The organism is Novosphingobium sp. (genome assembly GCF_041905565.1).
Classification (GTDB): Bacteria; Pseudomonadota; Alphaproteobacteria; order Sphingomonadales; family Sphingomonadaceae; genus Novosphingobium.
This window is the reverse complement of the sequence record NZ_JAYRKX010000021.1, coordinates 21,327-47,390: the sequence shown is the minus strand read 5'-3', so window position 1 is coordinate 47,390 and position 26,064 is coordinate 21,327. Positions and strand designations below refer to the sequence as shown.

Genomic DNA, 26,064 nt, shown 5'->3' with positions numbered 1-26,064 from the left:
CGGCCTCCTGCTCCTTCAACACCGCGATGATCTGCTCCTCGCTGAACCTGCTCCGCTTCATATCCATCCAACTCCTTCACGGGCCGGACTCTACTCAAACCTGGAGGAAATCCACGGGCTCAGACCATGTTTAGCGGTTATCAGGCCGCAAGCGTTCACCCGCGTTTGCATTCAACCACCAGCCTCTGGGGGTATGATTGGGGGTTTATGCAAACCGGCTAAGTCGATGCCCCCACGCTTGGGGGTTTATACCCCCGGAGAGGCAGGCATCCCGTGGCTTTGACCAAACGGGGAAACTTCTGAGCCCCGCGCGCCGCAGGCGCTCTATCGATCATATCATAGGTGTAATGCCGGTGTCCGAACGGCAGGTCCTTGCTGTTGCGCAAGCTGCGCGGGAAAACGGTTGTACATGAGCACTGCGAGCCCCATCACCGCGGGCTGAACCCTGGGGCCCGGTATATCTCACGACCCCGACGATAGACGACCAGCTTCTGCAGGGTGACCGGGTGGAAGAAAGCCTCGATCGCCTGCCCGCTTTCGGTGCGGGCATAGACTTCGTAGCAGTCGCCTTCGATCTGCGTCTTCTGCACCGTCCAACCTTCCATCCAGGCCTTCTTGCGCAAGTCTGAGATAGGCTTCCAGGCTTCGCGCGGGCCGGCATTGCAGCGCACGTTACCATCGGCATGGGCAGCGGGCGCGGCAAGGAAGGAAAGCAATGGCAGTACTGCCAGGAGCGCGGCACGAGATTTTTTCATGAGCCTTAGTTCCTTTCGGGGACCGGGTTCCTGCGGCGGATGACAAGCAGGGCAAGCCAGGCAAAAATCAAAGGGGCGAGGTGAACCAGTGCGGGCTGCCACTTCCAGTCGAGCAGCAGCCAGTGTGCCAGGGCCAGCAGCAGACAGGGATAAACCAGGCGCTGTGCCGTCTTCCATTTGTAGCGGCCCATCGTTCGCATCGCGCCGTCGAAGCTGATTGCCGCAGGCACGGCCATGAGCGCCAGCGCCAGCCAGCCAGTCCAGATGGAAGGCAGGGCAAGTTCGCCGACGATGGCCGCCACCATCCCCATGTCGACAAGATAGAATACGAGGTGCAGCAGGCCATAGCCGAAGGCGGCCACCCCGAGGTTGCGACGGATCGCCAGCCAACCCCGGAAAAAGCGGTTGGGACCGAACACGCCGGCAAGCGGCCCCGCCAGCATGGCGGCGATCATCAGCCGCACGGACAGTTCGCCTGTGGGGTGCAGCAGGTCCATCGCCAGCACCGCGCCGCGGGCGAAATCCGCGATGATCAGCAGTGCCGGCAAGGCCAGCGCAAACCAGAATAACGGCCGGGTGAAGCGCCCGGTCACGGCTGCGCCCAGCGCCGCAGCAGGTTGTGATAGACATGGATCAGCCGGTCGATGTCTTCATCGTCCTTCGCCCGCCCGGCCGACAGCGACTGGATCGACTGGTCGAGATCGAACAGCAGGGCGCGCGCCGATGTCTCGGCGACCGCGCTCTGCATCCACATGATCGCACAGATGCGTTGCCCCCGCGTCACCGGGGTAACCTGGTGCAGGCTCGAGGAGGGATAGAGCACCATGTCCCCGGCGGCGAGCTTGACCGCCTGGCTGCCGAACTGCTCCTCGATGACCAGTTCGCCGCCGTCGTAGTCCTCCGGATCGGACAGAAAGACAGTGGCCGAAAGATCGCTGCGAATGGTCAGGTTGGCCTCCGGCAGGCGCATCAGCGCGGCGTCGGAATGGGTGCCGTAATGCCCGCCATCCTGATAGCAATTGAACACTGGCGGCCAGATCTTCTCGGCCAGCGCGGCCGAGACGAACAGCGGGTTATGCCCCAGCTTGCGCAGGATCGTGTTGCCCAGATCGACCGCCAGCGGATCGCGGCGATCAAGCTGCAGGTTCTGCTTGACCGCGACCGAGCGCGTGCCCGCCGTTGTGGCCCCATCATGCCAATCGGCTCCGGCCAGCTTTTCCCGGAACTGGCGCACTTCCTCGGCACTGAGGACATTCTCGATAACTGTCAGCATGGGACTTTCCGCAAGGGTTGGCTGTAAGTCGGGGGGCGGTGGCCGCCCCCCGGCCTGGCATCAGAACCGTCCCGTCAGGGTCAGCGTTGCCCGGCGCTCATCGCCCTTGTAAAGGAAATGACCGCTCTGATAACCGGCAAGGTAATAGTCCTTGTTGCCGACGTTGTTGACGTTCAGTCGGGCCGAGATGCTCTCGTTGAACTTGTAGTTCACGAAGGCATCGAACACCCAGTAGGACGGGACCTTGTAGCGGTTCACATCGAGCGTGAAGTCATAGGCGGCCGGGCTGTCCGGCTGGCCAGTGTACATCGCGCTCTTGTAAGTCGCGGTGCCGCCGAAACTGAAGGCTTCGGTAGCCTGGTAACGCAACTGTGCCGAGAAGGCAGTGTTGGCGAAATTGGACAGGCGCTTGCCGACCAGGGTCGATCCGACCGGGGCACTCGCCGGAGGCTGCTGATTGGTCTTGAGGATTTCGGATTCCATGAAGGTCGCCGCGATCTGCCCGCTCAGCTTTTCGGTGATGTTGCCGACCAGCCCAAGTTCGATCCCCCGGATGCGGTGCTTGCCGGTGTTGAGCGAGCCGAACGTGGAATAGCTGCCAGCCGAACCGGATTCGAAGACATCGTCCTTGGTCAACTGGAATACGGCAGCCTGAACCAGCAGGCGATCATCGAACAGGTCCCACTTCGTGCCGATTTCAACGTTCGTGGCGCTTTCCGGCGCGCCATCGCCCACATCGGCCACGCCATTGACGATGCAGATGCCGCCATAGCCGCAGTTGCTGCCAAGGTCGGATTCGCCGCCGTTGATTTCCTTCGATGTGCCCCAGGTGGCATAGACGATGCCTTCCTCGTGCGGCTTGAGGACAAGGCCGGCATGGCCATTCCACAGCTTGTCGCTGTAGCGGTAGGGCGTCTGGACCAGCGTGGCCGCGTTCTGGATGACGTTGCTGTAGGTGAAGGAATCCATGCGCACTCCGCCATGCAGCGTCAGCCATGGGGTGATATCGATCGTGTCCATCAGGTAGAGCGACATAGTCTTCACCCGCCAGTCGCTGTCCCAATTGCCCTTGGTAATGGACCGCCCCAGGATATCGTTGATGTCGCCGGAAACCAGCGTCCGGTCCGCGCCGGCAACGGTCAGGCAATAGGCGTTGAACACGCCGGTGCCGGACGCGCGACAGTTGAACGCACCGTTGTTGGTGAGCTGGTAAACCCCGTTCACCACCTTGAGGTCGGAGTATTCGGCACCGGCAATCAGCGAATGCTTGACCGAGCCGGTGTTTAACTCGCCAAACACGTTGAGCTGGTTGACGAAGTAATCGACGTCCTGCCAGCCTTGGTGGCTGCTGAGCGTGAGCGGAGCATAAGATCCGGTCCCGGCATCATAGGCGCCGCCGCGCAGGCCGGTGACAACATAGCCGTTGCTCGTCATGCCATAGCGGGTAGAGTTGATGATCCGGAAGCCTTCGAACGGTTCGATGAACACCCGCGCGGTGAAGGTATCGACTTCGGATTTCAGAAAATCGCCCTTCTGGGCATAGGCGGGTACGTCGTTCCACGGGCCATGTATGGTGACATTGCCCGCCGTGCCGGTCGGTGCCGGGACATAGCCGCCAAGGTCTGGCATGTCGGTGGCCGTAAGGTGATAGTAGTCGAGCAGCACGCGCACGCTGTCGCTCAGGCGCAGCGAAGCCGACAGTGCGCCGCCCCAGCGCTCACGATCAGACGGCTGGCGGTTTGGCACGTCTTCCGAGGTGTAGAGCAGGTTGGCCCGGACCGCGACGTCATCGGAAATCCGCCAGTTGGAATCGAGCGTGCCGCGCCAGTAGTTGTCGGTGCCGACGCCAAGGTCGACGCGGTTGAAATTGTAGTCGGTGCTGGCCTGCTTGGTGATCGAGTTGACCGCACCGCCGGTGGTGCCGCGCCCGCCAAAGCTGGAACTTGGTCCCTTCGTCACTTCGATCTGCTCGACCGCGAAGCTTTCACGCGTAGTCATGCCGGGATCGCGCAGGCCATCGACAAACACGTCCGAGCGCACTTCCTGCCCGCGGATGATATAGCGATCGCCAAAGGCATTGCCGTTTTCACCGGTGCCGACCGTGACGCCCGGCACCCCGTCGAGCACGTCGCGCAGGTCCGCTTCGCCGGATTCCTCGATCTGGGTAGCGGTCAGCACCTGGATGGTGGCGGGCGTTTCAGCCAGCGGCTTCACCCGGCGCGGGTCGCCGGACACGCGGGCCTTATAGGGCGCGCCCTTCTGGGTGTAGGGATTGATATCCGCCGCCTTGTCCTCGATCCGCAGGGTTTCGAGTTCGACCTCTTCCGGTTCTGCCGACTGGGCCAGCGCCGGACCAGCCAGAAGCGCCGCGCTCATGCCGAGGGCCAGGCCAGCGCGCTTCTGACGCAGACTGACAGGGCGCAGAATTGCGCTCTTGCTATTCCTCATGGGAAACTACCTTTCTTTCAACTGGTTCGAAGCGAGTAATCGATGGGAAGTGACAGGGTGACGTTGTCGCGCTGCATGGAGCCTGGCATGCGCGGGAGCGGAGCGACCCGCTGCAAAAGCTCCAGCGTGGCGCTCTCGAGCAACTCGTGACCGCTGCTGCGCTTGATAGAAACGCCTGATACGTTGCCGTTGCGATCCACGGTGAAACGGACCGTCACGACGCCCTGTTGTCGGGCCTGGCGTGCCTGTGCCGGATAGACCTTGCGGCGATTGAGATGAGCGCTGACCAGCGCGAAATAATCCGCCTCCTGACGCTTAGCACGCGGATTGTTCCCCGGTGTGGCGCTTACTCCGGTTCCCGTACCAGCGGGAGCGATAGCAACCGGATTGGCTGGGGCAACCGCAGCCGACGGCGCCGTGGCCCGCACGGGCTGAGGTGTCGGAGGCGGCGGCAAAGTTACCGGGTTACTTGGCAAGGGCGCACGCACCGGCGGAATGTCGATCGGCGGTGTTTCCGGCTTTTGCGGTGTGATCTCGGGCTGGGTCTGCTCCACCGCTTGCTCCGCCACGGCTGCCGGCGCTGCAGCGGCCTGAGGTGGAAGTTCAACGAGAACGACAGGCTCGGGCACAGGCGGCACGGCTGGGCGGGACCATGCCAGTACCAGGCCCGCCACCCCGACATGGGCGGCAAACGCCACCAGCCCGGCGATCGTCCAGTTCCGCTGGTCCGGGGCGTTGATCGCCATCGCGCTCATTGACCGGCGCCCTCTGCCCCGACCAGTGCGACGTGCAGGTATCCCGACGCGCGCAGGCCGTTCATGGCTTGCATGATCGTGTCATAGGTGATTGCCTTGTCGGCCCGCAGGAACACCCGCTGTTCACGGTTTCCGGCAGTTGCTGCCTCGACCGCCTGGCCCAGAGTTGCCGCTGTCACTTCGCGTTCGCCCACCAGCATGCGTCCGTCTGCCTGGATCGACAGGAACACCGGCTTGTCCGGCTTGGGCGCGGGCTGCGCGGTGGACACCGGCAGATCGACCTTCACATCGACTGTCGCAAGCGGAGCGGCGACCATGAAGATGATCAGCAGCACCAGCATTACGTCGATGAACGGTGTGACGTTGATCTCATGGTTGACCGGCAGGTCGTCGCTGCTGTCGCGAAGCTGGATCGCCATTGTCTCAGTTCCTGCCGATGCTGGTCGTGCCGCGGCTGAGATCGCGCGAAACAAGGCGCAGGATGGCCGCTGCCGTATCGGAGACCAGCGCCCGGTGGGCGGCGATCTGCCGGCTGAAATGGTTGTAGATGACCACCGATGGGATAGCAGCGACCAGCCCCAGCGCGGTCGCGAGCAAGGCTTCGGCGATGCCGGGCGCGACGACTGCAAGGTTGGTGGTCTGCTTCTCGGCAATGCCGATGAAGCTGTTCATGATCCCCCAGACCGTGCCGAATAGGCCAACGAAAGGTGCGGTCGCGCCGATAGTGGCGAGCACATTCACGCCGCGCGTCATGCGCCGGGCTTCGGCGGCCTCATGCCGTTCAAAGCGGGAGACCACCCGCTCCTTGATACCATCGGCATCGCTGAGCGCGTCTGCCGAGAGGTTCAACTCCTCGATCGCCTCGCGGACCAGAGGGGAGCCGGCAACTGCGGGATTGGCCCCGACATCGCCCAGCGAGCGCAAGGCAGTCACGCCATCATGAACGGCCCGCTGGTTCGCCGTCGCCTTGCGTAGCTCCAGAACCTTGGCGACAAACACGGTCCAGGTGACGAACGAGGCGATCAGCAGGCCGATCATGACCAGCTTCACGATCCAGTCGGCCGCCATGAACATCCCGCCGACCGACAGGTTCGCTGGAACGGCAGGCGCTTGCGCCATGGCACTTGCCGGCAGGCAAACTGCGATACCACAACCGGTGAGAAGCCCAATTATCCGCATCTTGCCGATCACCCGAAAACCCCTTTCAGCATTTTGCGAATCAATCGCAACTTACCCGCAAGCCATTCGCAGAAACTCCGTCTTATTGCAATTCCTTCTCATTAGCATCTTTGATCTGGATCAAGTTATGGGCTGTGTTGCGTGCGAAAGGCACCCCATCAGATTGCCCCCAGCAGGCCCGCAAGGGTCAGCCGGCAGTTCAGCTGCATCACGAATCAGGCTGAGGCGCTCGGCAGCGCACATGATTGCCTTCCGGCTCCATTGTGCTCGACCTGGGAGCCGTCGGTAGAAAGGCCGCTTTCGACCGCGTCGCGAATAGGGCGAATGCCGGCGTTGTTAGCGCTTCTGCCCACATGCTCAGACATGTGCCAACGACAGGTTTCGGCGAGGGCGGACTTTCAAGCGCCTGCTGCGAAACGGCGTGAGTTGGTCGACAGCCACCGTTAGCGCTGACTTGTCTAAATGGCCGCCAACCGATTTAGTGGCCCTTAAGTCGCCGCTCCGGTCTGTCCGACTTGCCGGACAATGTTGCCTGGAATTGTCTCGGTGAATCCCAGGATTTCGACAGGCATCTAACGCCGCAGGGGGCTATACTGGGGTCTACGCCAAGGCCCAGGCATTAAAACAACCATTATATATCAGAGCAATGCCCTGTTTTCTCGCTTCCCTTCACCCACGCCGCTTCGAGTTCATCAGGCTGGCCCGTGCCGAACACATAGCGGTCGGGGCGGACCAGCACGGCGGGGGCGTGGTGGGCGTCCAGCCATTGCTCCAGCGCCGGGCGGAACGGGGCAAGGTTCGGTTGGTCAAGCGATGCTCGGGTGATCAGCCAGTGGCCGCTGCCCAGCACGTCATCCAGCCGCGCGGCGGCTGTCACGGGTTGGGGGAAGTAGCTGCCCGCGCCCGCGCTGCCGGCCAGGATCGTCCCGCTCGAAATCGGCGGATATTCGACCGCGCCGTCTGGTGAGTGGCCGGCGGCGCGGGCGGCCAGCATCTGGACGTCGCGGGCGGCGGCGGCGGCGGGATCGGTGATGCAGACCGTCTGGCCCATCATCACGGCCATCTGGATCATCGCCCGCAGGTTCGGCTCGCGCTCGCTCTGGTAGGTGTCGAGCAGCGCATCGCCCGCACCGTGCCGCAGCACGGCGTCCAGTTTCCAGGCGATGTTCGCCGCATCGCGCAGGCCCGAGCCCATGCCCTGCCCGGCGAAGGGCGGGGTCTGGTGCGCGGCATCGCCGGCCAGCAGCACCCGGCCCTTGCGCCACTGGTGGGCAATGCGGGCGCGGAAGGTGTAGACGGCCTTGCGCTCAAGCGTGACCGCGCCGGCGACGTCCCACGGCTCCAGCAGCCGGGCGATCGAATCGTCGCAGGCGAGCTGATCGGCATCCTCGCCCGGCAGGATCATGAATTCCCAGCGGTGCCGGCCTTCGCCCATCAGCACGCAGGTGGTCGGCCGTGCCGGATCGCAGATTTGCAGGTTGCAATCGGGCAGGCGGGCGTAATCGAGCACTTGGGTGTCGATCACCAGCCATGGCTCCTCGAAGCCGAGATCGTCCATTGCGATGCCGGCGGCATGCCGCACCGGGCTGCGCGCGCCGTCGGCGCCGACGAGATAGCGGGCGCGGATGGTGCGCTCGCCGTCCGGTGCCGCCAGGCGCGCGGTTATTCCTTCCGCATCCTCGCTGAACGAGAGGCATTCGCAGGCGCTAAGCAGCTGCGCATTGGCAAAGCTTGCCAGCTCGCGGCGCAGGGCGGCTTCGACGCTGGGCTGGTGGATCATGTTGGCGCTCGGCCAGCCGCCCGGTCCGATCCGGTCGGTGCCTTCGAAGCGCAGCAGGATCTGGCCATCGGCGGTCAGGAAATCATAGCGCGCGGTGTGGCGGCTGGTCGCCATCACTTCGTCCGCGACGCCGCATTCCTGCAGGATGCGGATGATTTCGTGATCGAGGTGGGCGGCGCGGGGCAGCGGATAGATGTCCGCTTCCTTTTCCGCCACGATCACCCGTACCCCGCGCCGAGCCAGGAGCAGCGCCAGGGTTATGCCGGTCGGACCGCCGCCAACGATCAGGACGTCGCAGTCATGCTCCCGCATGGCTCACGCCTCGGCCTGCATGGTGCCTTCGATATGGCCGAGCTCGTCGATCTCGATCCGCACGACATCGCCGGGCTGGAGGAACCGGCGCGGGTCCATCGCCGCGCCGATCCCGCCCGGGGTGCCGGTGAAGATCACGTCACCAGGTTCCAGCGTCATCGCGGCCGAGAGGTGCTCGATCTGCTGCCACAGGTTGAACACCAGGTGTTTCGTGTTCGAATCCTGCCGCTTCTCGCCATTGACGAAGCAGCGGATACCCAGGCGGTGCGGATCGCCGATCTCGTCCGCAGTGGTCAGCCAAGGGCCCATCGGGGCGTGGGTATCGAAGCTCTTGCCCAGCGACCACTGCGGCGTGGCGTGCTGGGTCAGGCGTTCGGTGGCATCGTTGCCGACGCAGTAACCCGCAACGTAGCCGGGCGCATCGGCCGCGCTGACATGCTTGGCGCGTTTGCCGATCACGGCGACCATTTCGGCCTCGTAGTCGTTGGTCATGGTGCCCTTGGCGATCAGGATCGGATCGTAGGGGCCGTTGACGCTGGTCTGCGCCTTGGTGAACCACACCTGCCGTTCGGGCGTGCCCATCTTCGATTCCTCGATATGGTCGGCGTAGTTGAGCCCGATCGCGAAGATCTTGCCGGGGCGCATCACTGGCGCTTCCAGCTTGACCGAGGCGAGCGGCACGCCGCCCCCGGCCGCGGCGCGGGCTTCAAGCTGGGGCTTCAGCGCCCCCCAGTCGGAAATGAGGTCGATCATTGTGCCGGTCACGCCGCTGTCGATCACCTGGCCGTCGACGACGATGCCGGTGCGGGTCTGGCCATCCAGGGTATAGGTGCAAAGCTTCATGCGGCGGACTCCTTGGGATTGCGGCGCAGCAGCCGCTTGATGCGCAGGTTGAGAGCGAGGAAGAACGAGACGAGGCCCTGCGCCGGCGGCAGCTTGCCCGCGAACATCGGGTTGGGGGCGCCCCATTGCACGGCGAGCAGCGCGCTGAGCGGCATTTTCTGCGGCGGATCGGCGGCGGTGAACAGGTCGCCATCGGTCCAGTGTTCCAGCTCGTTGCCGAACGGGTCCTTCCAGTAATCGAACACCTGGCTGCCCATGATGTGACGGCCCACACCCCAGGCGGGCTGGCGCTTTTGCGCCTTGAGGTGCTGGTGGCCGAGCATCAGGTCATCGAGGTTGGCGACTTCGAAAGCGGCGTGGAGGATGCCCAGTTCGCCGGGCAACTGGGCCAGGAACAAGGTGTGGTGATCGGCCAGCTTGTCGCCCCGGTTGCAGCGCATGAAGGCGCCGAGCGGGACGTCCGGCGCGGCCTCGACCTCGTCCGAGGTGAGGAAGCCGAAGCGCTCCTTGTACCACTGCTCGGAGCGGCGGAAATCGCGCACTTTGAGCACCGCGTGGCCGATCCGCCGGACCTGGGCCGGGGCGGGATCGAGCCGCACGGTGGCGCGCTGGCGGGGCTTGGCCGCCACGGTGTTGCGGGGCGGATCGGCCGGGGGCAGCGCCGTTTCGCCCTTGGACTGTCCCGCGACCACTTCGACGCTGTAGCCGTCGGGATCGGTCAGGCGGACGATCTCGCCGCCGCCGGGTTCATTGAGATCTTCGACCGCCACCCCCTCATGCGCGGCAAGCTTTTCGAGGTCGGCCAGCGTTTCGGCGCGCAGGCCCAAAGCGAGGAACTTGGCCGGTCCCGGCTCGGTCACATGAATGAAGGGGCGGCCATCGGTGCCCTTGGCATAGAGCCGTCCGTCCTGTTCGAAGCAAGCAAGGCCGAAGTCGTGCAGAAAGCTGCACATCGCGGGCAGATCAGGCGCTGAGTAGCGCACATGGGCGATATCCTCGACGCAGATCACGCTCATCCCAATGCTCTCCCGCTTCGACCTGTACCGGCCGATTCGAATTTGACTATTTGGTCAAGTTACCCCAGTTGACCAAATAGTCAAGTGCGCTATTGAGAGGCCATGGCCAGCCTGCCCGCCCCGACCAGTCCCCGCGCCGCGCGCACCCGCGCCGCACTGCTGGCGGCCGGGTTCGAGCTGCTGGCCGAGCGCCCGATCGACGCCATCGCGATCGACGACATCGTCGCCCGCGCCGGAGTGGCCAAGGGCAGCTTCTTCAACCACTTCACCGACAAGCCGGGCTTCGCCAAGGCGCTGGGCGAGGCGGTGCGGCTGCGGCTGGAGGAGCGGGTCGGCGCAGCCAATGCCGACGTCACCGACCCGGTGCTGCGGCTGGCCGGGGGCATGCGCGAGGCGGTGCGCTTTGCGCTGGACGAACGCAGCCACGCAATCGTCATGCTGCGCGGGCTGGAAGCGTCGACCGGGGCGGACCATGCGCTGAACGCCGGGATCCGCGCCGACATTGCCGGGATCATCGCCGCCGGCCTGGCGCGCGAGCAAGCGGGGCGGAGCGGGGTGCGCTATTGGCTCGGGCTGTGCCAGGTGGCGATGCTTGACGTGCTGGAGCGGCGGCCGAGCGCGGCCACGCTCGCCCCCCGGCTCGAGGACCTGCTGGTCCTAGGCCTCGCCGGGCTGGGCGTGCCCGACGAGCGCGCCCGCAGCGCCGCCGCCTGGGCCGCTGCCAGCCTCCTCGCCTAGCGGGGGCAGGCGGACCGGCAGCAGGAACAGCGCCGCCACCACCAGCAGGCCGCAGGACAACAGCTGCGCCGGGCCATAGCTGCCGGTGGCATGGGCAATCGCGCTGAACAGCACGATCCCGCTTGCCGTGCCCAGCCAGCCCAGCCCATGCAGCGCGCCGAACACCGTGCCATAGCGCGCCAGGCCAAAGCGCCGCGCGGTGAAATAGGCGTAGATGTCGATGTCCGCGCCGCTCAGCGCGCCGATCATGCCCGAGGCGATCAGCACCCCGGCGGCGAGGCCCGCATGGGCCTGCCACAGCAGCAGGAACCCGCAGCCCGGAATCAGCGTCATCAACACCGCCACCCGGCGCGGTTCGAACCGGTCGAGCAGCCAGCCCCCGCCCAGCTTGCCGATGAACTGCCCCGCCGCGAACGAGGACAGCCCCAGTGCCGCCGTGGCGGGCGACAGGCCGTGTTCGACGATCATCGGCGCCAGCTGGCTGATCGCGCCGTTGGTGGCGATCGCGGCGGCCATGTTGGCGAGCGACAGCAGCCAGAAATCCCGTTCCTTCAGGAACGACCAGTCACCCGCCAGCCCGACGGGACCGCGCGTCACCCGGGGCCGCGCGGGCAGACGCGGCATCAGCAGCAGCACCGCCGGCAGGCCGATCAGCACGCCCAGCCCGGCGAGAGCGATGAAGCCCGAACGCCAGCCATGTTCGGCAATCAGCGCCTGCAGCGGCGGCGGCACCAGGATCGTGGTCAGCGACACGCCGATCCCGACCAGCCCCAGCGCACGGCCGCGATAGTGGCGGAAATGCGCATTGATCGGCTGGGTCAGCGTGATCGAGGAACTGCCGCTGCCCAGGAACCCGCTGAGCGCCACGGTCAGCGCCAGCGAGACCAGCCCGCTGACCCACAGCCCCTGCGCAAGGCCCACCGCGCCCAGGATCAGAGTGCAGGCGGTGAACACCGGGCGGAACCCCAGCCGGTCGGTCAGCCGCCCGATCAGCGGCGCGCCCAGCACGGCAGTAATGATCAGCGACTGGACCCAGCCGGTATCGGCCCGCGACAGGCCGAGTTCCGCCGACATCGGGATCAGGAACATCGAAAAGCAGTAGAACAGCAGCGATATGCCGGTGCCGTTGGCCACCGCGCAGGCCAGCACGATCCGCCAGCCGATGGTCCATTCGCTTTGCGACGCCGCGGCAGCGGGCGCGGTCATGCCGGGTCCGCCCCGGCCACCGGCGGCAAGCGCACCGGCAGCACCAGCAGCGCCGACAGCGCCAGCGCGGCGACGCCCAGCGCCTGGGCCGTGGTATAGCTGCCCGTCGCATCGTGCAGCATGCCGATCCCGACGATCCCGCCGGCATTGCCGATCCAGCCAAGCCCGACCAGCGCACCATAGATCGTGCCATAGCGCGCCACATCGAACCGCCGGGCGACGAAATAGGCGAAGATGTCCAGCTCCGCGCCCTGTTGCAGCCCGATGATCGCCGCTGCCAGCAGCGCGGCGGGCACCGCGCCCGCCGTGGCGAACAGGATCAGAAAGCCCACTGCGGGCAGCAGCGTGAGCAGGAACGCCACGCGGCGCGGTTCGAACCGGTCAAGCAGCCAGCCTCCGCCCAACCGGCCAACAAACTGCCCCATGGCGAACAGCGACAGCGCCAGCGCCCCGGTGGCCGGGCCAACGCCTTCTTCCTGGATCATCGGCGAAAGCTGGCTGATCGCCCCGGCGGTCGCCAGGCTCATGGTGATCAGCGCCAGGGTCAGCAGCCAGAAATCGCGCTCGCGCAGGAAGGTCCAGTCGCTCGCCTGCGCCGCGGCGGCCTTGCGGCCAATCCCGCTGCCGGCGCGCCCGCCGCCGGGCAGCAGCAGCGCCACCGCCGGCGCGCCGACGAAAGCGGAAATCCCCGCCAGCGTCAGGAACCCGCCGCGCCAGCCATGCAGATCCATCACCGCCTGCAGCAGCGGCGGCACCATCATGGTGGTGATCGATGCGCCGACCGCGACCAGCCCCAGCGCCGTGCCGCGATGTTCGCGGAAATGGGCGTTGACCGGCCGGGTCAGCACCACGGCGGTCGAGCCCACGCCGAAAAAGCCGATTGCGGCAATCGCGACGGCCAGATGCGTCAGGGAGGAAGCGAACAGCGCCACCATGACCTCGATCAGCACGACCATGGCAAGGCAGGCAAAATAGACCGGGCGGAAACCGAACACGTCGCTTAGCCGCCCGACCACGGGCGAACCGATCGCGGCAGTAACGATCAGCGCCTGGATCGCGCCCAGTTCGCCGCGCGTCACCCCCAGGTCCGCCGCCAGCGGCAGCAGGAACATGCTGAAGGTGAAGAACAGCAGCACCACGCCCGTTGCCACCGCGACCGAGCAGCCCAGCACGATCCGCCAGCCATCGCGAAATTCGCCCGTCAGCGCGGGCGCCTGGCGGTTCATCGGGTCAGCCCGCCAATCCCGCCATATAGGCGTTCATGTCGAAATAGTCGCGCCAGACGGCAATCCGTCCGTCCCGCACTTCGAACACGCCGCAGCAGGGCAGATCGACCTGCTTGCCGTCCCTGGTGGTGGTGCGATCGACCCGTTCGGCAAAGACCGTGTTGCCGCTGACGGCGAGGTTCACCACGTCCCACTGCGTGGTCGCCCAGCCGCCCGCAAAGCCGGCGATGAACTGCCGCAGCGCGGCGTGGCCCTGCACCGGGGCAATCGGCATGTTGTGATAGATCCCGTCCTCGGTGAACCAGCCGACCAGTTCTTCCACGTCCAGCCGCGACCAGGCGGCGATGAACTGGCGCACCACGTCTGCCGGATCGGCCATGGCTCAGTCCTCCACCGCGAAGGTGATCTCGGCATGATCGCGCAGGCGCTGGACCAGCGCTTGGCCGAGCAGCGCGCCCGGCGTGGCAATCGCCCCGCCCGCCGGGCAGGCCAGCAGCGCGATACCAGTTTCAGCCAGCATCCGGCTGGTCGAGCCATAGCCCGGATCGTAGCGGCCCTTGACCCCGTAACGGATCGTGCGGCCATCGGGATATTCGCCCAGGAACAGCACGTCGTAATGGCCGGTATCGCGTTCTTCCTTGGTCGGGCCTTCGCCCGGCTTGGGGTCGTTCTCGGTCCCGATCATCGGGGTGGCGGCGACATGTTTGGCAATCGCCTCGCCCTGTTCGCCCGGCCCGGTCAGGACCATTTCGTCATAGACGAAGTCCGCGCCGTAAGGATGGCCCAGCAGCAGGTTGGTGCGGTGGACGTTCTTGGTGTTGATCACCGCCATGATGAACGGCGCGCACCACGATCCCAGCGCCTCGTCATATTCCGGGGCATCGCCGCGCGGCTGCGCGGGGCCTTCGAAACCCGGGGTCAGGCCGAAGGCGCTGACCATGATCGGGACGAGCGAGGGATCCTTGCCCAGCGCGGTCATGGTGGCGGTCAGGCTGGCTGCCGTCCCGCCCGAGAACTTGCCCTGCATCGCCCGCACGCGGCCTTTCACGCGCGGCGCGGGAGCGCCGAAGCGGGCCTTGGCTTCCTGTTGCAGCATCAGCACGCCCAGGTCGAACGGGATCGAATCGAACCCGCTGGAAAAGGCGATCCGCGCGCCGCTGGCCTGGGCGGCGGCGTGATACTTGTCGGCCATCTGGCGCATCCACACCGGCTCGCCGCACAGGTCGGCATAGTCGGTTCCGGCCGCGACGCAGGCCGCCAGCAGCGGTTCGCCGTAAAGCTGGTACGGGCCCACCGTGGTCACCACCACGCGGGTGCTTTCGGCCAGCGCCCGCATGCTCGCCGGATCATCGGAATTGGCCACCGCCAGCGGCGTATCGGCCGGCGCGCCGATCAGATCGCGCACCTGCGCCAGCTTGGCCGCGCTGCGCCCGGCCATGGCCCATTTCGGGCCTTTGCCCTGGTAGTGATGGGCCAGGTATTCGGCCACCAGCCGCCCGGTATAGCCGGTGGCGCCATAGACGACGATATCGAACGGACGATCAGCCTTGGCGGTCATGCATGCTCTCCATTGCCCCGAATCCCGGGTGCGATTGCGCGAAGAACTGCACAGATCGGTGGCAATGTCGAACGGGTTTTGGTTGACGTTACGGCAGGCTGGGCGATCAGAACCGGTATTGCCGGCTGGCCAGGTCGAACATGATTTCCTCGCTGCCGCCGCCGATCGCCATGACCCGCACTTCGCGGTAGATCCGCTCGATCCGGCTGCCGCGCACGAAGCTCGCCCCGCCCAGGATCTGGCAGGCTTCGCGGGCGCAGAATTCCATGGTCTGGGTGGCCTGCACCTTGAGCAGCGCGAAGTCGCCGGGGAAGGCCTTGTCGTTCAGCACGGCCCAGGCGGCCTGGTCGATCCAGGCCTGGGTCGCGTTGATCCGGCGCAGCATGTCGGCCAGCTTGTGGCGGATCACCTGGTTGCGGATCAGCGGCTGGCCAAAGGTTTCGCGGTGCCGCGCCCAATCGAGCGCATCCTCGAAGCAGATCCGGGCAAAGGCGGCGGCCTGCTGGCTCATTCCCAGCCGCTCGCCGTTGAAATTGCGCATGATCCCGGCAAAGCCGCCGTTTTCCGGCCCGATCAGGTTGTCCGCCGGCACTTCGACATCGTCGAAATGGATCGTCGCGGTATCGCTGGCGTGCCAGCCCATCTTGGCCAGCGGCGTGCGCGACACGCCGGGACTACCCAGATCCACCAGCAGCAGCGAGATGCCGCCAAAGCCCGGCCCGCCGGTGCGCACCGCCAGCGTGATGTAATCCGCCCGCACGCCCGAAGTGATCAGCGTCTTCGCGCCGTTGACCACGTAGCTGGCGCCCTTGCGCTCTGCCCGGGTCTTGAGCTGGGCAACGTCCGATCCGCCGCCGGGTTCGGTGATGCCAAGGCAGATGATCTTTTCGCCCGCCAGCACAGCCGGCGCGATCCGGCGCTTCATTTCCTCGCTGCCCATCGCCAGGATCGGCGGCAGGCCGATCCCGTGGGTCATCAGCGAGGCGCAGATCCCGCCCGCGCCGGGGCGCGCCAGTTCCTCGGTCTGGACCAGGCCGTGCAGCAGGTTGAACGCCGTGCCGGTGCCGCCGAATTCCTCGGGGTAGTTGAGCGCCAGCACGCCGGCCTGCGCCGCCTTGCGATGCAACTCGCGCGGCAGCTCGCCGGCGGCTTCCCAGGCATCGACGTGCGGGGTGATTTCCTGGGCGACGAAGCGGCGCACCGTGTCGCACACCGCCTCGTGGCTTTCGTCATAGAAGGGCGAACGCGCGCGCCATTGGTCGAACAGGGGAGCTTCCATCGGCGATCATCCTCTCGCTTGCGGCAGGGTTTGCCCCGGCCATCAATATACCGTCACGCCGGACTTGACCCGGGGTCCAGCTTATCTTCAACCAGGTCGCGGATTGCCGCAAGCGCGGACAAGGCAGCTGGACCCCGGGTCAAGCCCGGGGTGACGAAGCTGGTGTGGGACCAACTAAAGCTTCGGCAGGGTCACCCCGCGCTGGCCCATGTACTTGCCGCTGCGGTCGCCATAGCTGACTTCGCACGGCTCGTTCCCTTGCAGGAACAGAAACTGGCAGGCGCCCTCGCCCGCATAGATCTTGGCGGGCAGCGGGGTGGTGTTGGAGAATTCCAGCGTGACGTGGCCTTCCCATTCGGGTTCCAGCGGCGTCACGTTGACGATGATCCCGCAGCGGGCATAGGTGCTCTTGCCCAGGCAGATCACCAGCACATCGCGCGGAATGCGGAAATATTCGACCGTCCGGGCCAGCACGAAACTGTTGGGCGGGATGACGCAGACGTCGCTCTTGATGTCGACGAAGCTGTTGGCATCGAAGTTCTTGGGATCGACCACCGCCGAATGGACGTTGGTGAAGATCTTGAACTCGTCCGCCACGCGCGCGTCATAGCCATAGCTGGACAGGCCATAGCTGATGCACCCGTCCGCCTGCTGGCGCTCCACGAAGGGTTCGATCATGCCCGAATGGCGGGCTTCGTTACGGATCCACTTGTCGGAAAGAATCGGCATGAGCGGTTGATTGCCCATGCCGCCCCGCGCGGCAAGGGTCAGTGGCCGTGATAGTCCTTGTACCAGCGCACAAAGTTGGGGACACCCACGTCGATGCTGGTGGTGGGGGCATAGCCCAGGTCCGACTGGATCGCGGTGATATCGGCATAGGTCGCGGGCACGTCGCCCGGCTGGATCGGCTGAAAGTCGATCTCGGCCTTGCGCCCGCAGGCTTCTTCCAGCAGGCCGACGACCTTCATCAGGTGTTCGCTGCAGTTGTTGCCGATGTTGTAGAGCCGGTGCGGCTTGACCGAGCCGCCGGCCTTCGCCTGCCCATCGTCGGGCGGCGGGTTGTCGAGGCAGGCGATCACACCAGCGACGATATCGTCGATATAGGTGAAGTCGCGGAACATCTCGCCGTTGTTGAACGCCGGGATGGGCTTTCCCGCCAGGATCGCCTTGGTGAAGATCCACATCATCATGTCGGGCCGCCCCCACGGGCCATAGACCGTGAAGAAGCGCAGCCCCGTCAGCGGCAGGCGATAGAGATGGGCGTAGGTCTCGCTCATCAGCTCGTCCGCCTTCTTGGTCGCGGCATAGAGCGAGACGGGGTGGTCGCAGCGGTCCTCGACCGCGAAGGGCAGCTTGGTGTTGCCGCCATAGACCGAGCTTGAGCTGGCATAGACCATGTGATCGAGCCCCCGGTGCCGCGCCAGTTCGAGCAGGTTGACGTGGCCGACCAGGTTGGACTGGACATAGGCGTGCGGGTTTTCGATCGAATAGCGCACCCCGGCCTGGGCCCCCAGGTGGACGACGCGGTCGATCCGCTCAGCCTCCAGCGCGCGGTTCAGCGCGGCGAGATCGGCGAAATCGACCTGGTGAAAGGCAAACCGCCCGCCATGCGCCGCGACCAGCCGGTCCAGCCGGTCCTGCTTCAGGCTGACCTGGTAATAATCGTTGAGATTGTCGATCCCCACCACTTCATCGCCGCGTTCCAGCAGGCGGTGCGACAGGGTGGAACCGATGAACCCGGCAACGCCGGTAACCAGAATGCGCATGGAAACTCCTGTGATCGCACCGTGCGATACCTCGCGGCTCTTATCTCATGGTTAACCCATGGCTGGTAGCGCCTTTTCCCATGGACAAGCCCCAGAAAATCATGGTCGTGTTCGGCACCCGGCCCGAAGCGATCAAGCTGTTTCCCGTGGTCGCCGCGCTCCAGGCCGACCCGCGCTTTACCCCGGTGGTCTGCGTCTCCGCGCAGCACCGCCAGATGCTCGACCAGGTGCTGGCCATCGCCGGGCTGGTGCCTGACCACGACCTTGACCTGATGAAGCCCGACCAGACGCTCGACGGACTGACCGCCGCGCTGCTGACCGAACTGGGCAAAGTGATGGACGCGGTCCAGCCCGACCGCGTGATGGTCCAGGGCGATACCGCCACCGCCATGGCCGGGGCGCTGGCCGCCTATTACCGCAAGGTGCCGGTCGACCATGTCGAAGCGGGCCTGCGCAGCGGCAACATCTATCACCCCTGGCCCGAGGAGGTGAACCGCAAGATCATCGGTGCAATCGCCAGCCTGCACTTCGCCCCCACCGAAGTGAGCGAAGCGGCCCTGCTGCGCGAGAACGTGCCGGCCGAGCGCGTGCTGGTTACCGGCAATACCGTGATCGACGCGCTGCACTGGGTCACGGACCGGATCAAGGCCGACCCCGCGCTGGCCGGCGGCCTGGCCGAGCTGGAAGCGCGGTTCGAGGGCAAGCGGATCATCGGCGTCACCAGTCACCGCCGCGAAAACTTCGGCGGCGGGATGGAAGCGATTGCCGAAGCGATCCGCCAGATCGCCGCGCGGCCCGACGTGGCGGTGATCTTCCCGGTCCACCTTAACCCCAACGTCCGCGCCGTGATGAACACGGCGCTGGCCGGGCTGGACAATGTCGCGCTGATCGAGCCGCTCGATTACCCGCACTTCGCCCGCCTGCTGTCCATTGCGGAGATCATGCTGACCGACAGCGGCGGGGTGCAGGAAGAGGCCCCGGCGCTGGGCAAGCCGGTGCTGGTGATGCGCGAAACCACCGAACGCCCCGAAGGCGTGAGTGCCGGCACGGCCAGGCTGGTCGGCACCGAAACCGCTACTATCGTTACCGAAATCTTCACCTTGCTCGACGATAAGGCCGCCTACGCCAGCATGGCGCAGGCGCACAATCCCTTTGGGGACGGGCACGCTGCGCGCCGCATCGTGGAGCGACTTGGGAATGAAATCGGACGTTAAGCCCTCTGTTTGTGTTGTCGGCCTGGGCTATATCGGCCTGCCCACCGCGGCGATCGTCGCGCGCTCGGGCTGTAAGGTGCACGGGGTGGACGTTTCGTCCCACGTGGTCGACACGATCAATCGCGGCGAAATCCACATCGAGGAAGTGGACCTTGACGGCCTGGTCCAGGGCGTCGTGTCGCGCGGGCTGCTGAAGGCATCGACCGAGGTTGCCCCCAGCGACGTCTTCGTGATCGCGGTGCCGACCCCGTTCGACGCCAATCACGCGCCCGATATTTCCTATGTCCTCGCCGCTGGCGAAGCCGTGGCCAAGGGGCTGAAAAGCGGCGACACGGTGATCCTGGAATCGACGTCGCCGGTCGGCACCACCGAACAGCTGCGCGATCTGATTGCCCACCTGCGCCCGGACCTGAAGTGCCCCGGCCTGACCAGCGAGACGCCTGACCTGTCGATCGCCTATTGCCCGGAACGCGTGCTGCCCGGCAAGATCCTGGAAGAACTGACCAACAACGACCGCTCGATCGGCGGGATCACGCCGCGCTGCGCGCGCAAGGCGCTGACCTTCTACAAGCTGTTCGTGCGCGGGACCTGCGTGGTCACCGACAGCCGCAGCGCGGAAATGACCAAGCTGGTCGAAAACGCCTACCGCGATGTCAACATCGCCTTTGCCAACGAACTCAGCATCGTCGCCGACCAGATGGGGCTGGACGTGTGGGAAGTGATCCGGCTGGCCAACCGCCACCCGCGCGTCAACATCCTCACCCCCGGGCCGGGCGTGGGCGGGCACTGCATCGCGGTCGACCCGTGGTTCATCGTCCACGGCGCGCCCGAACACACCCCGCTGATCCGCACCGCGCGCGGGGTCAACGACGGCAAGATCCACCACGTGATCCAGCACGCCGAAGCCCTGATCGAAGCCAATCCGCAGGCGCAGGTCGCCTGCCTGGGCCTGGCGTTCAAGGCCAACATCGACGATTTCCGCGAAAGCCCGGCGCGGCTGGTCGCGGTCACCCTGGCGCGCAAGTATGGCGCCCGGATCAAGGTAGTCGAACCCTATGCCGCCGAGCTGCCGAAGGAGTTCGCCGGCACCCAGGCCGAGTTGATCGACATCGACACCGCGCTGGAACAGACCCAGCTGCTGATCGTGCTGGTCGATCACGACCAGTTCAAGGCCGTGCCGCTGGCCGAACGGCTGCGCCACGTGGTCTATGACACGCGCGGGATCTGGCTGGACCAGCCCAAGGGAGACCAGCGCGGCGCGGGCAAGCTGCAACTCGCCAGCTGACGGCGCGGCGCCGATGGAAACCGCGATCCTGCGGGTGGCAACGGGGTTCATCGCGCTGTGCCTGTGGCTGGTCGCGCGCGGCGATCTGGCGCGCCTGCGCGGAATGACGCGCAATGTGCCCGGCCAGGTGATCGGCCACCGCTGCTCGCTGCATGACAGCACGCGCTCCTATGCGCCGATCTATCGCTTTACCGCCGAAGACGGCACGCACGAGGTGATCGACCAGGTCTATTCCGGCGCGCCGCACCCGCCGGTCGGCAGTTGGGTGCAGCTGGCCTATCCCCATGGCCGCCCCGATCTGGCGCGGGTGCCGCGCCCGTGGCTGTGGGCGTTTGTCTACGCCGTCCTGATCGCCATGCTGGGCCTGCTGGTGGCCAAGCAGATGGACTGGCTCCCGCCCGGTTGAAGCGCTAGGGCGCGGGCCATGCAAACGCTGGTCCTGCTGATCCTGTCCAACCTGTTCATGACCACGGCGTGGTACTGGCACCTGCAAGGCGGGCCGAAAGTGGCCGAAGCGCGACCGCTGGCCATGGTGATCGCGGTCAGCTGGGGGCTGGCGCTGATCGAATACTGCCTGGCCGTGCCGGCCAACCGCATCGGCTATGCCAGCGGGTGGAGCGCGGGCCAGCTCAAGATCGCGCAGGAAGCCATTGCGCTGGTGGTGTTCGGCATCTTCATGGTCGTGGTGCTGGGCGAGGCGCTGACCTGGCGGCACCTGGCCGCCTTTGCCTGCATCATGGCGGCAGTGGGCTTCCTGTTCGCGGGCAAATAGCGCCGTTCTTGCCAAGGGGCGGCTTTCCCGGCAGTCTCGCCATGGGCGCGCGCCCTGGAGGGACCTGCTGCAATGGCCACCATCATCCTCAAGTACAAGTTGAAGCCCGGCGTCACCCGCGAGGATTTCGAAGCCTGGGTCAAGACCACCGACCAGCCGGTCATGCGCGGGCTGAAGAGCGTGGCGGCCTTCGATACCTACCGCGTCACCGGGCTGCTGCTGGGCGAAGGGGCGCCGACGGCGGACTATGTCGAACTGTTCGACATTGCCGATCTGGGCGCTTTCACCGGCACCGACATGCCCGGCGATACGGTGCAGGGGATCATGGGCCAGTTCATGGGCTTTGCTGACGCGCCGGAATTCCTGCTGGCGGACAAGCTGTAACGGCATGACCGCGCTGCGCATCTACCTGATCCTGGCCTGGACGGCCCTGATCGCGTTTACCGCCTTCGTCATCGGGCGTGACGGGCTGAACCTGCTGCCGGTGTTCTTCGGCGCCATCGCCGATGGGCACTGGCCGGGCCAGTTCAACGCCGATTTCCTGACAATGCTGGCCCTGTCCGCGCTGTGGACGGGCTGGCGCAATGGCTGGAACGCGGCGGGCTGGGCGCTGGCGGTCTGCGCCTTCTTCCTCGGCGGCGCCTTCCTGATGGCCTACCTGCTGGTGCTGCTGCACCTTGAGAAAGGCGATCTGCGGCGCGTGCTGCTGGGGCGGCACGCGCCGGGCTGACCTCCCGCGCTATTTCGCCTGGGTGTAGGTATCGGTGGCATAGGACACCGATGCCGCATCGCCGCCTTCAACCGTGGCATAGGCGCGGCGCGCGGCCTTGGCCACGGTATCGTATTTGCCGAACACGCAATTGTTCGAACGCAGCGTCGCCCCATAGGCGCGGGCCTGCGCCTCGTTGCACGACGGGGTCACCACCACCAGTTCGCGGCCCTTGTCGCGCACGCGCATCAGCAGGTAATTGATCGTCTTCTCGTCCCTGGGGACCGACTGGACCAGGTAGACGTCCTTGGCGATGGCATCGAAGGTCATCGTCCGGTCAAAGCTCCAGTTCTCCGGTTCGCCATCCTTGGACAGGCGCGAATAGAGCTTGACCGACTTGCCCTGCACATCGGCGCGGTACCAGCTGGCGGGCTTGGCCGGATCGCTGGGGACCGAGGCGTACTTGCCCCTGATTGGCGACGGGTCCTGGACCGAGGCGGGCATCAGCGGCGTGGTCGATTCCCAGCAGCCGCCCAGCACCACGGCCAAGGCAAGCGGAGCAGCGCGGCGGAGCGAAAACAGGCGCAGATTCATGACGATGGGTCCTTGGTCGGTTGATCGGGCAGCGCGTCCGCGCCCTGTCTGGCGCAAGGCGGCGGCGCTGTCCAGCAGCGCGCCGCGGGGCGCCGTCATCGCCCGGACCAGCCCCGGCCCGGCCCGCCGAGCCGGGGTTTGACCCTTATTGCGCCGCCGGGCTGGGGGACGCGGCCGGGGCCACCGGAGCGCTGGTCATCGGCGTCTTGGGCAGGTCGACCGGCACGGCGGGTTCGGTCGGATTTTCGGCCACCCATTCGCTCGACGCGGCACTCGGTTCGGCAGCGGCGGTCTGCTGTTCGGCCTTTTCGCCCGAACAGGCGCCCAGCGCCAGCACGGCAAGACCCAGCAGCGCAGCGGCGGCGGGACGGCGGGAACGGATCATGGCATGGCTCCTTTCACGGGGGTAGCAACGCAAGGTATCATGCCCCGCCCACCCGCGCACGCACTGACCTGGATCAAGTCGCGCACCGCTTTCGGCCCAGCCCCGGTTCCGGCCCGGCCCTGTTTCCGTCAGCCCCCGCCCTAGCCCAGGCTCCAGCCCAGCCACAGCCCCAGCGCGGCAAGCTGCGCCGCGGTCACGCCCAGCAGCCAGCCATTGAACGGCTGCTTGCGCGTCTTGTGCCGAAACACCCCGCGCCCCGCCCAGGCCCCGGGCGAACCGCCCAGGAACGCGAGCCACAACAAGGTCGATTCCCGTATCCGCCACCCGCCGTTTTCGGCGCGCGCCTTGTCGATCCCGAAGGCGGCAAAGGCCGCGAAGTTGATGGCGCAGAGCGCTTCGATCAGGTGGTCGGTGAGGGGGAGCATGTGGGGCGTTAAGGGATGGACCATTAGCGCTGGGGCGCCTGACTTCTTGCCGCCCTCAGGTAAAAATATAGCGGAGCATGGCGCGAAGGGACTTTAGCGAGCTACGCCCTTGCCTCAGTAAATCCTAGGCGACTTCTGCTCTTTATGCTCATGCTTCCAAGCTTAACCACTTGATCACCCCGGAAGGCTCTAACCCTTAAATAACCCTCAGAATCAATAACCAGTGGCGAAACCTTCACGATAAAAACCGAACCAATAAATTCGGAACCTTTATCAAAATCCGGGCGGTCAAGGACATTCCAACGATCATCTGGCAAGTCTGAGTCTATGATTACGGATTCATCCCCGTCCTTATCGAAGATCACCTTTATATTTACTGAACGCCCTTTTTCTTTTATTGGCTCAAGAAGCCTAATTGCGAAAATAAATGTAGGCAATGTAATAGGAAAATTTTCCTCTACAACCATTCCATCTTCGTATACGCCGATATAGATGTGCTTTCCGGTGCTCTCAGTTCTAAGATCGTCACAAAATATAGTGACCCCATAGGCGTTATTCACCATGACTAACCATCTCTGAAATCTTGAAAATCGTAATCGAAGGCTTAACGGTTTGGATATCTGGGTCCAAATTAGTCCTTACCCTGTACATATTTACGAAATTTCCGGACGAAATATCATTAATATCACGAGCAGATTCGAAAGTTGGACTATTAGGACAAATATCCTCCAGTCTCTCCGCAGAGAAGGGAATGGGCTCAAAGTCCGTAGCCCACAAAATATCTGATATCGTCTTGAGGGTGATGTTTCGCGTAGTTCCATTCAACACTCGGGAAAGCGCTGACTTATGACAGCCTATTTTCTCGGCTATTTCTTTTGAAGTCTGGCCTTCGGACTTTCTAGCCTCAATGGCAAAATTGAGAGTGGAAACAACACTTGCCACTAGCCGACCAAATGCAGCCTGCCTCTGACTAACAAGAGGCTGGGAAGGCCGTTCGAATGTCTCCAACATGCCAATCTCCAAATCCAAGGCGCCGTCTTGTCGCTGCCGCGCGTCGAGCGAGTTCAGGATATGTGGGGCTTCCTGGCCTCGCTAGGTTAGCTTTCAACTCAACCTCGGCGAGAACCAAAACTTGAGGACAATCACACCAACCAAACAAGCGTAAATCAGGGGTGTGAATCTTCCAAATGCCCTCACCTTTCGGCGGATCACACCGAGTCAAACCGCCAGCAAGTGGTCGACCTGAAACAAAGTCGACTACCATTTGGTTGAGCTGCTCAGCGTAACTGAGGATACTTCTGTGCCGAACAGTACCTCCAATCAGATCCTCACACGCATTGCGCAGACCGACGGTCCAAAAGACCGATCGGTTCCTTTGGTCGCGCGGCCCTAACACCACCGGAATTGCTTCCAGTTGCTTTCGAGCTAACGCATCAAGTAGTGCCGGTGACATATATGTCAACCAAAGATTGCGTATTGGTTACTCCGCAGCCACCCCAGCCGCCCCGAACATGTCCGGCTCGCTTGCCGCGTCGCCGGCTTCGTTGGCGGCGGCGACTTCGCCCTTGGGCTTGCGGCGGCTGTCGAAGCTGGACCAGACGTCCTGCCAGCTGCCCTTGGTCGCGCCCTTCGAATATTCGGTGGCGCGGGTTTCGAAGAAGTTGGCGTGTTCGACGCCGTTGAGCAGCGGGGCGAGCCAGGGCAGCGGGTGGTCCTCGATCATGTAGATCGCGGGCAGGCCCAGCTGCGACAGGCGCCAGTCGGCGATGTAGCGGATGTAGCGCTTGATTTCCTTCGCGCTCATCCCCGGCACCGGGCCCTGTTCGAAGGCGAGGTCGATGAAGGCGTCTTCGAGCCGCACGGTCTTCTGGCAGCAGTCGATGATGTCTTCCTTGACCGCCTTGGTCAGGCAGCCGCGTTCGGCCACGAAGGCGTGGAACAGGCGGGTGATCCCTTCGCAGTGCAGCGATTCGTCGCGGATCGACCAGGTGACGATCTGGCCCATGCCCTTCATCTTGTTGAAGCGCGGGAAGTTCATCAGCATGGCGAAGCTGGCGAACAGCTGCAGCCCTTCGGTGAAGCCGCCGAACATGGCGAGCGTGCGGGCGATATCCTCGTCGCTGTCCACGCCGAACTGCTGCAGGTAATCGTGCTTGGCGCGCATTTCGTCATACTCGAGGAACATCGAGTATTCGGTTTCGGGCATGCCGATGGTGTCAAGCAGGTGGCTGTAGGCCGCGATGTGGATCGTCTCCATGTTGGAGAAGGCGGCCAGCATCATCTTCACTTCGGTCGGCTTGAACACGCGGCCGTACTTTTCGTGGTAGCAGTCCTGCACTTCCACGTCGGCCTGGGTGAAGAAGCGGAAGATCTGCGTCAGCAGGTTGCGTTCGCTTTCGCTGATCTTCTGCATCCAGTCGCGGCAGTCCTCGCCCAGGGGAACTTCCTCGGGCATCCAGTGGACCTGCTGCTGGCGCTTCCAGAAGTCATAGGCCCAGGGATATTCGAAGGGCTTGTAGGTCTTGCGGGCTTCGAGAAGGGGCATC

At 64.9% G+C, this 26,064-nt stretch carries 30 protein-coding genes; 7 read left to right on the top strand and 23 right to left on the bottom strand.

The genetic code is table 11. From position 1 onward, the window contains the following. Positions 1-428 precede the first annotated feature (428 nt). From ACE3N9_RS14785 to ACE3N9_RS14740, 10 genes are all read right to left on the bottom strand, one after another. Positions 429-755 (bottom strand): PepSY domain-containing protein, encoded by a 327-nt coding sequence (locus ACE3N9_RS14785; protein WP_374284906.1) that lies wholly within the window; start codon positions 753-755, stop codon positions 429-431. Positions 756-760: 5 nt separating this feature from the next. Further along, positions 761-1,348: a ferric reductase-like transmembrane domain-containing protein gene (locus ACE3N9_RS14780; RefSeq protein WP_374284904.1), complete on the bottom strand. Its 588-nt coding sequence runs from the start codon at positions 1,346-1,348 to the stop codon at positions 761-763. Beyond that, the gene (locus ACE3N9_RS14775) at positions 1,345-2,028 is read right to left on the bottom strand and encodes a Fe2+-dependent dioxygenase (RefSeq protein ID WP_374284902.1); all 684 of its coding nucleotides are present in this window, start codon (positions 2,026-2,028) and stop codon (positions 1,345-1,347) included. The genes ACE3N9_RS14780 and ACE3N9_RS14775 overlap by 4 nt, the downstream gene beginning before the upstream one ends. A gap of 60 nt (positions 2,029-2,088) precedes the next feature. Next, a complete protein-coding gene (locus tag ACE3N9_RS14770) occupies positions 2,089-4,404 on the bottom strand; it encodes a TonB-dependent receptor (protein ID WP_374284900.1) in 2,316 nt (771 codons plus the stop codon). A gap of 89 nt (positions 4,405-4,493) precedes the next feature. Next, positions 4,494-5,231 (bottom strand): energy transducer TonB, encoded by a 738-nt coding sequence (locus ACE3N9_RS14765; RefSeq protein ID WP_374284898.1) that lies wholly within the window; start codon positions 5,229-5,231, stop codon positions 4,494-4,496. Continuing rightward, positions 5,228-5,650, bottom strand: coding sequence for a TonB system transport protein ExbD (gene exbD / locus ACE3N9_RS14760; RefSeq protein WP_374284896.1), 423 nt, complete (start codon positions 5,648-5,650; stop codon positions 5,228-5,230). Before exbD ends, ACE3N9_RS14765 begins: the two co-directional genes overlap by 4 nt. 4 nt (positions 5,651-5,654) lie before the next feature. Continuing rightward, on the bottom strand, positions 5,655-6,422 hold the full coding sequence (exbB, locus tag ACE3N9_RS14755; RefSeq protein ID WP_374284894.1) for a tonB-system energizer ExbB: 768 nt from the start codon (positions 6,420-6,422) through the stop codon (positions 5,655-5,657). A gap of 619 nt (positions 6,423-7,041) precedes the next feature. Continuing rightward, the gene (locus tag ACE3N9_RS14750; RefSeq protein ID WP_374284892.1) at positions 7,042-8,502 is read right to left on the bottom strand and encodes a bifunctional 3-(3-hydroxy-phenyl)propionate/3-hydroxycinnamic acid hydroxylase; all 1,461 of its coding nucleotides are present in this window, start codon (positions 8,500-8,502) and stop codon (positions 7,042-7,044) included. Between the two features lie 3 nt (positions 8,503-8,505). Then, a complete protein-coding gene (locus ACE3N9_RS14745) occupies positions 8,506-9,345 on the bottom strand; it encodes a fumarylacetoacetate hydrolase family protein (protein ID WP_374284890.1) in 840 nt (279 codons plus the stop codon). Next, a complete protein-coding gene (locus ACE3N9_RS14740) occupies positions 9,342-10,361 on the bottom strand; it encodes a VOC family protein (protein ID WP_374284887.1) in 1,020 nt (339 codons plus the stop codon). Before ACE3N9_RS14740 ends, ACE3N9_RS14745 begins: the two co-directional genes overlap by 4 nt. A gap of 102 nt (positions 10,362-10,463) precedes the next feature. Here ACE3N9_RS14740 and ACE3N9_RS14735 point away from each other — a divergent pair, with 102 nt between their 5' ends. Next, positions 10,464-11,099 (top strand): TetR/AcrR family transcriptional regulator, encoded by a 636-nt coding sequence (locus tag ACE3N9_RS14735; protein WP_374284885.1) that lies wholly within the window; start codon positions 10,464-10,466, stop codon positions 11,097-11,099. On the opposite strand, the gene ACE3N9_RS14730 is transcribed toward ACE3N9_RS14735, so the two are convergent. From ACE3N9_RS14730 to ACE3N9_RS14700, 7 genes are all read right to left on the bottom strand, one after another. After that, positions 11,019-12,305, bottom strand: coding sequence for an MFS transporter (locus ACE3N9_RS14730; protein WP_374284883.1), 1,287 nt, complete (start codon positions 12,303-12,305; stop codon positions 11,019-11,021). The genes ACE3N9_RS14735 and ACE3N9_RS14730 overlap by 81 nt on opposite strands. Further along, positions 12,302-13,531 (bottom strand): MFS transporter, encoded by a 1,230-nt coding sequence (locus tag ACE3N9_RS14725; RefSeq protein ID WP_374284881.1) that lies wholly within the window; start codon positions 13,529-13,531, stop codon positions 12,302-12,304. Before ACE3N9_RS14725 ends, ACE3N9_RS14730 begins: the two co-directional genes overlap by 4 nt. 4 nt (positions 13,532-13,535) lie before the next feature. Continuing rightward, a complete protein-coding gene (locus ACE3N9_RS14720) occupies positions 13,536-13,910 on the bottom strand; it encodes a nuclear transport factor 2 family protein (RefSeq protein ID WP_374284879.1) in 375 nt (124 codons plus the stop codon). A 3-nt stretch (positions 13,911-13,913) separates the two neighbouring features. Beyond that, positions 13,914-15,089 (bottom strand): trans-acting enoyl reductase family protein, encoded by a 1,176-nt coding sequence (locus ACE3N9_RS14715; RefSeq protein WP_374284877.1) that lies wholly within the window; start codon positions 15,087-15,089, stop codon positions 13,914-13,916. Between the two features lie 106 nt (positions 15,090-15,195). Continuing rightward, on the bottom strand, positions 15,196-16,368 hold the full coding sequence (locus ACE3N9_RS14710; protein ID WP_374284875.1) for an acyl-CoA dehydrogenase family protein: 1,173 nt from the start codon (positions 16,366-16,368) through the stop codon (positions 15,196-15,198). A 174-nt stretch (positions 16,369-16,542) separates the two neighbouring features. After that, positions 16,543-17,097: a dCTP deaminase gene (gene dcd, locus ACE3N9_RS14705; protein ID WP_374284874.1), complete on the bottom strand. Its 555-nt coding sequence runs from the start codon at positions 17,095-17,097 to the stop codon at positions 16,543-16,545. Positions 17,098-17,135: 38 nt separating this feature from the next. Continuing rightward, positions 17,136-18,134 (bottom strand): GDP-mannose 4,6-dehydratase, encoded by a 999-nt coding sequence (locus tag ACE3N9_RS14700; protein WP_374284872.1) that lies wholly within the window; start codon positions 18,132-18,134, stop codon positions 17,136-17,138. Between the two features lie 80 nt (positions 18,135-18,214). Here ACE3N9_RS14700 and wecB point away from each other — a divergent pair, with 80 nt between their 5' ends. The 6 genes from wecB to ACE3N9_RS14670 all read left to right on the top strand — a co-directional run bounded on the left by wecB (position 18,215) and on the right by ACE3N9_RS14670 (position 22,135). Then, entirely contained in the window at positions 18,215-19,348 is a 1,134-nt protein-coding gene (gene wecB, locus ACE3N9_RS14695; RefSeq protein ID WP_374284870.1) for a non-hydrolyzing UDP-N-acetylglucosamine 2-epimerase, read from the top strand. Beyond that, positions 19,332-20,633, top strand: coding sequence for a UDP-N-acetyl-D-mannosamine dehydrogenase (wecC, locus tag ACE3N9_RS14690; protein WP_374284868.1), 1,302 nt, complete (start codon positions 19,332-19,334; stop codon positions 20,631-20,633). The genes wecB and wecC overlap by 17 nt, the downstream gene beginning before the upstream one ends. Before the next feature lie 13 nt (positions 20,634-20,646). After that, a complete protein-coding gene (locus tag ACE3N9_RS14685; protein ID WP_374284866.1) occupies positions 20,647-21,039 on the top strand; it encodes a DUF3592 domain-containing protein in 393 nt (130 codons plus the stop codon). An 18-nt stretch (positions 21,040-21,057) separates the two neighbouring features. Further along, positions 21,058-21,405, top strand: a complete 348-nt coding sequence (locus ACE3N9_RS14680) for a DMT family protein (protein ID WP_374284864.1) — start codon at positions 21,058-21,060, stop codon at positions 21,403-21,405. A gap of 72 nt (positions 21,406-21,477) precedes the next feature. Then, positions 21,478-21,789 (top strand): REDY-like protein HapK, encoded by a 312-nt coding sequence (locus ACE3N9_RS14675; protein WP_374284862.1) that lies wholly within the window; start codon positions 21,478-21,480, stop codon positions 21,787-21,789. Positions 21,790-21,793: 4 nt separating this feature from the next. Further along, positions 21,794-22,135: a hypothetical protein gene (locus ACE3N9_RS14670; protein WP_374284860.1), complete on the top strand. Its 342-nt coding sequence runs from the start codon at positions 21,794-21,796 to the stop codon at positions 22,133-22,135. A 9-nt stretch (positions 22,136-22,144) separates the two neighbouring features. Here ACE3N9_RS14670 and ACE3N9_RS14665 read toward each other — a convergent pair whose 3' ends face one another. The 6 genes from ACE3N9_RS14665 to ACE3N9_RS14640 form a co-directional block, all read right to left on the bottom strand. Further along, complete coding sequence (locus ACE3N9_RS14665) at positions 22,145-22,708, bottom strand: hypothetical protein (RefSeq protein ID WP_374284858.1); 564 nt, start codon at positions 22,706-22,708, stop codon at positions 22,145-22,147. Between the two features lie 145 nt (positions 22,709-22,853). Continuing rightward, on the bottom strand, positions 22,854-23,093 hold the full coding sequence (locus ACE3N9_RS14660; RefSeq protein WP_374284856.1) for a hypothetical protein: 240 nt from the start codon (positions 23,091-23,093) through the stop codon (positions 22,854-22,856). A gap of 140 nt (positions 23,094-23,233) precedes the next feature. After that, a complete protein-coding gene (locus ACE3N9_RS14655) occupies positions 23,234-23,518 on the bottom strand; it encodes a DUF1294 domain-containing protein (protein WP_374284854.1) in 285 nt (94 codons plus the stop codon). 101 nt (positions 23,519-23,619) lie between these two features. Then, entirely contained in the window at positions 23,620-24,081 is a 462-nt protein-coding gene (locus ACE3N9_RS14650; protein WP_374284852.1) for a hypothetical protein, read from the bottom strand. Continuing rightward, a complete protein-coding gene (locus ACE3N9_RS14645) occupies positions 24,071-24,529 on the bottom strand; it encodes a helix-turn-helix domain-containing protein (RefSeq protein WP_374284850.1) in 459 nt (152 codons plus the stop codon). The genes ACE3N9_RS14650 and ACE3N9_RS14645 overlap by 11 nt, the downstream gene beginning before the upstream one ends. 469 nt (positions 24,530-24,998) lie before the next feature. Beyond that, positions 24,999-26,063, bottom strand: a complete 1,065-nt coding sequence (locus ACE3N9_RS14640; RefSeq protein ID WP_374284848.1) for a ribonucleotide-diphosphate reductase subunit beta — start codon at positions 26,061-26,063, stop codon at positions 24,999-25,001. Position 26,064 lies beyond the last annotated feature (1 nt).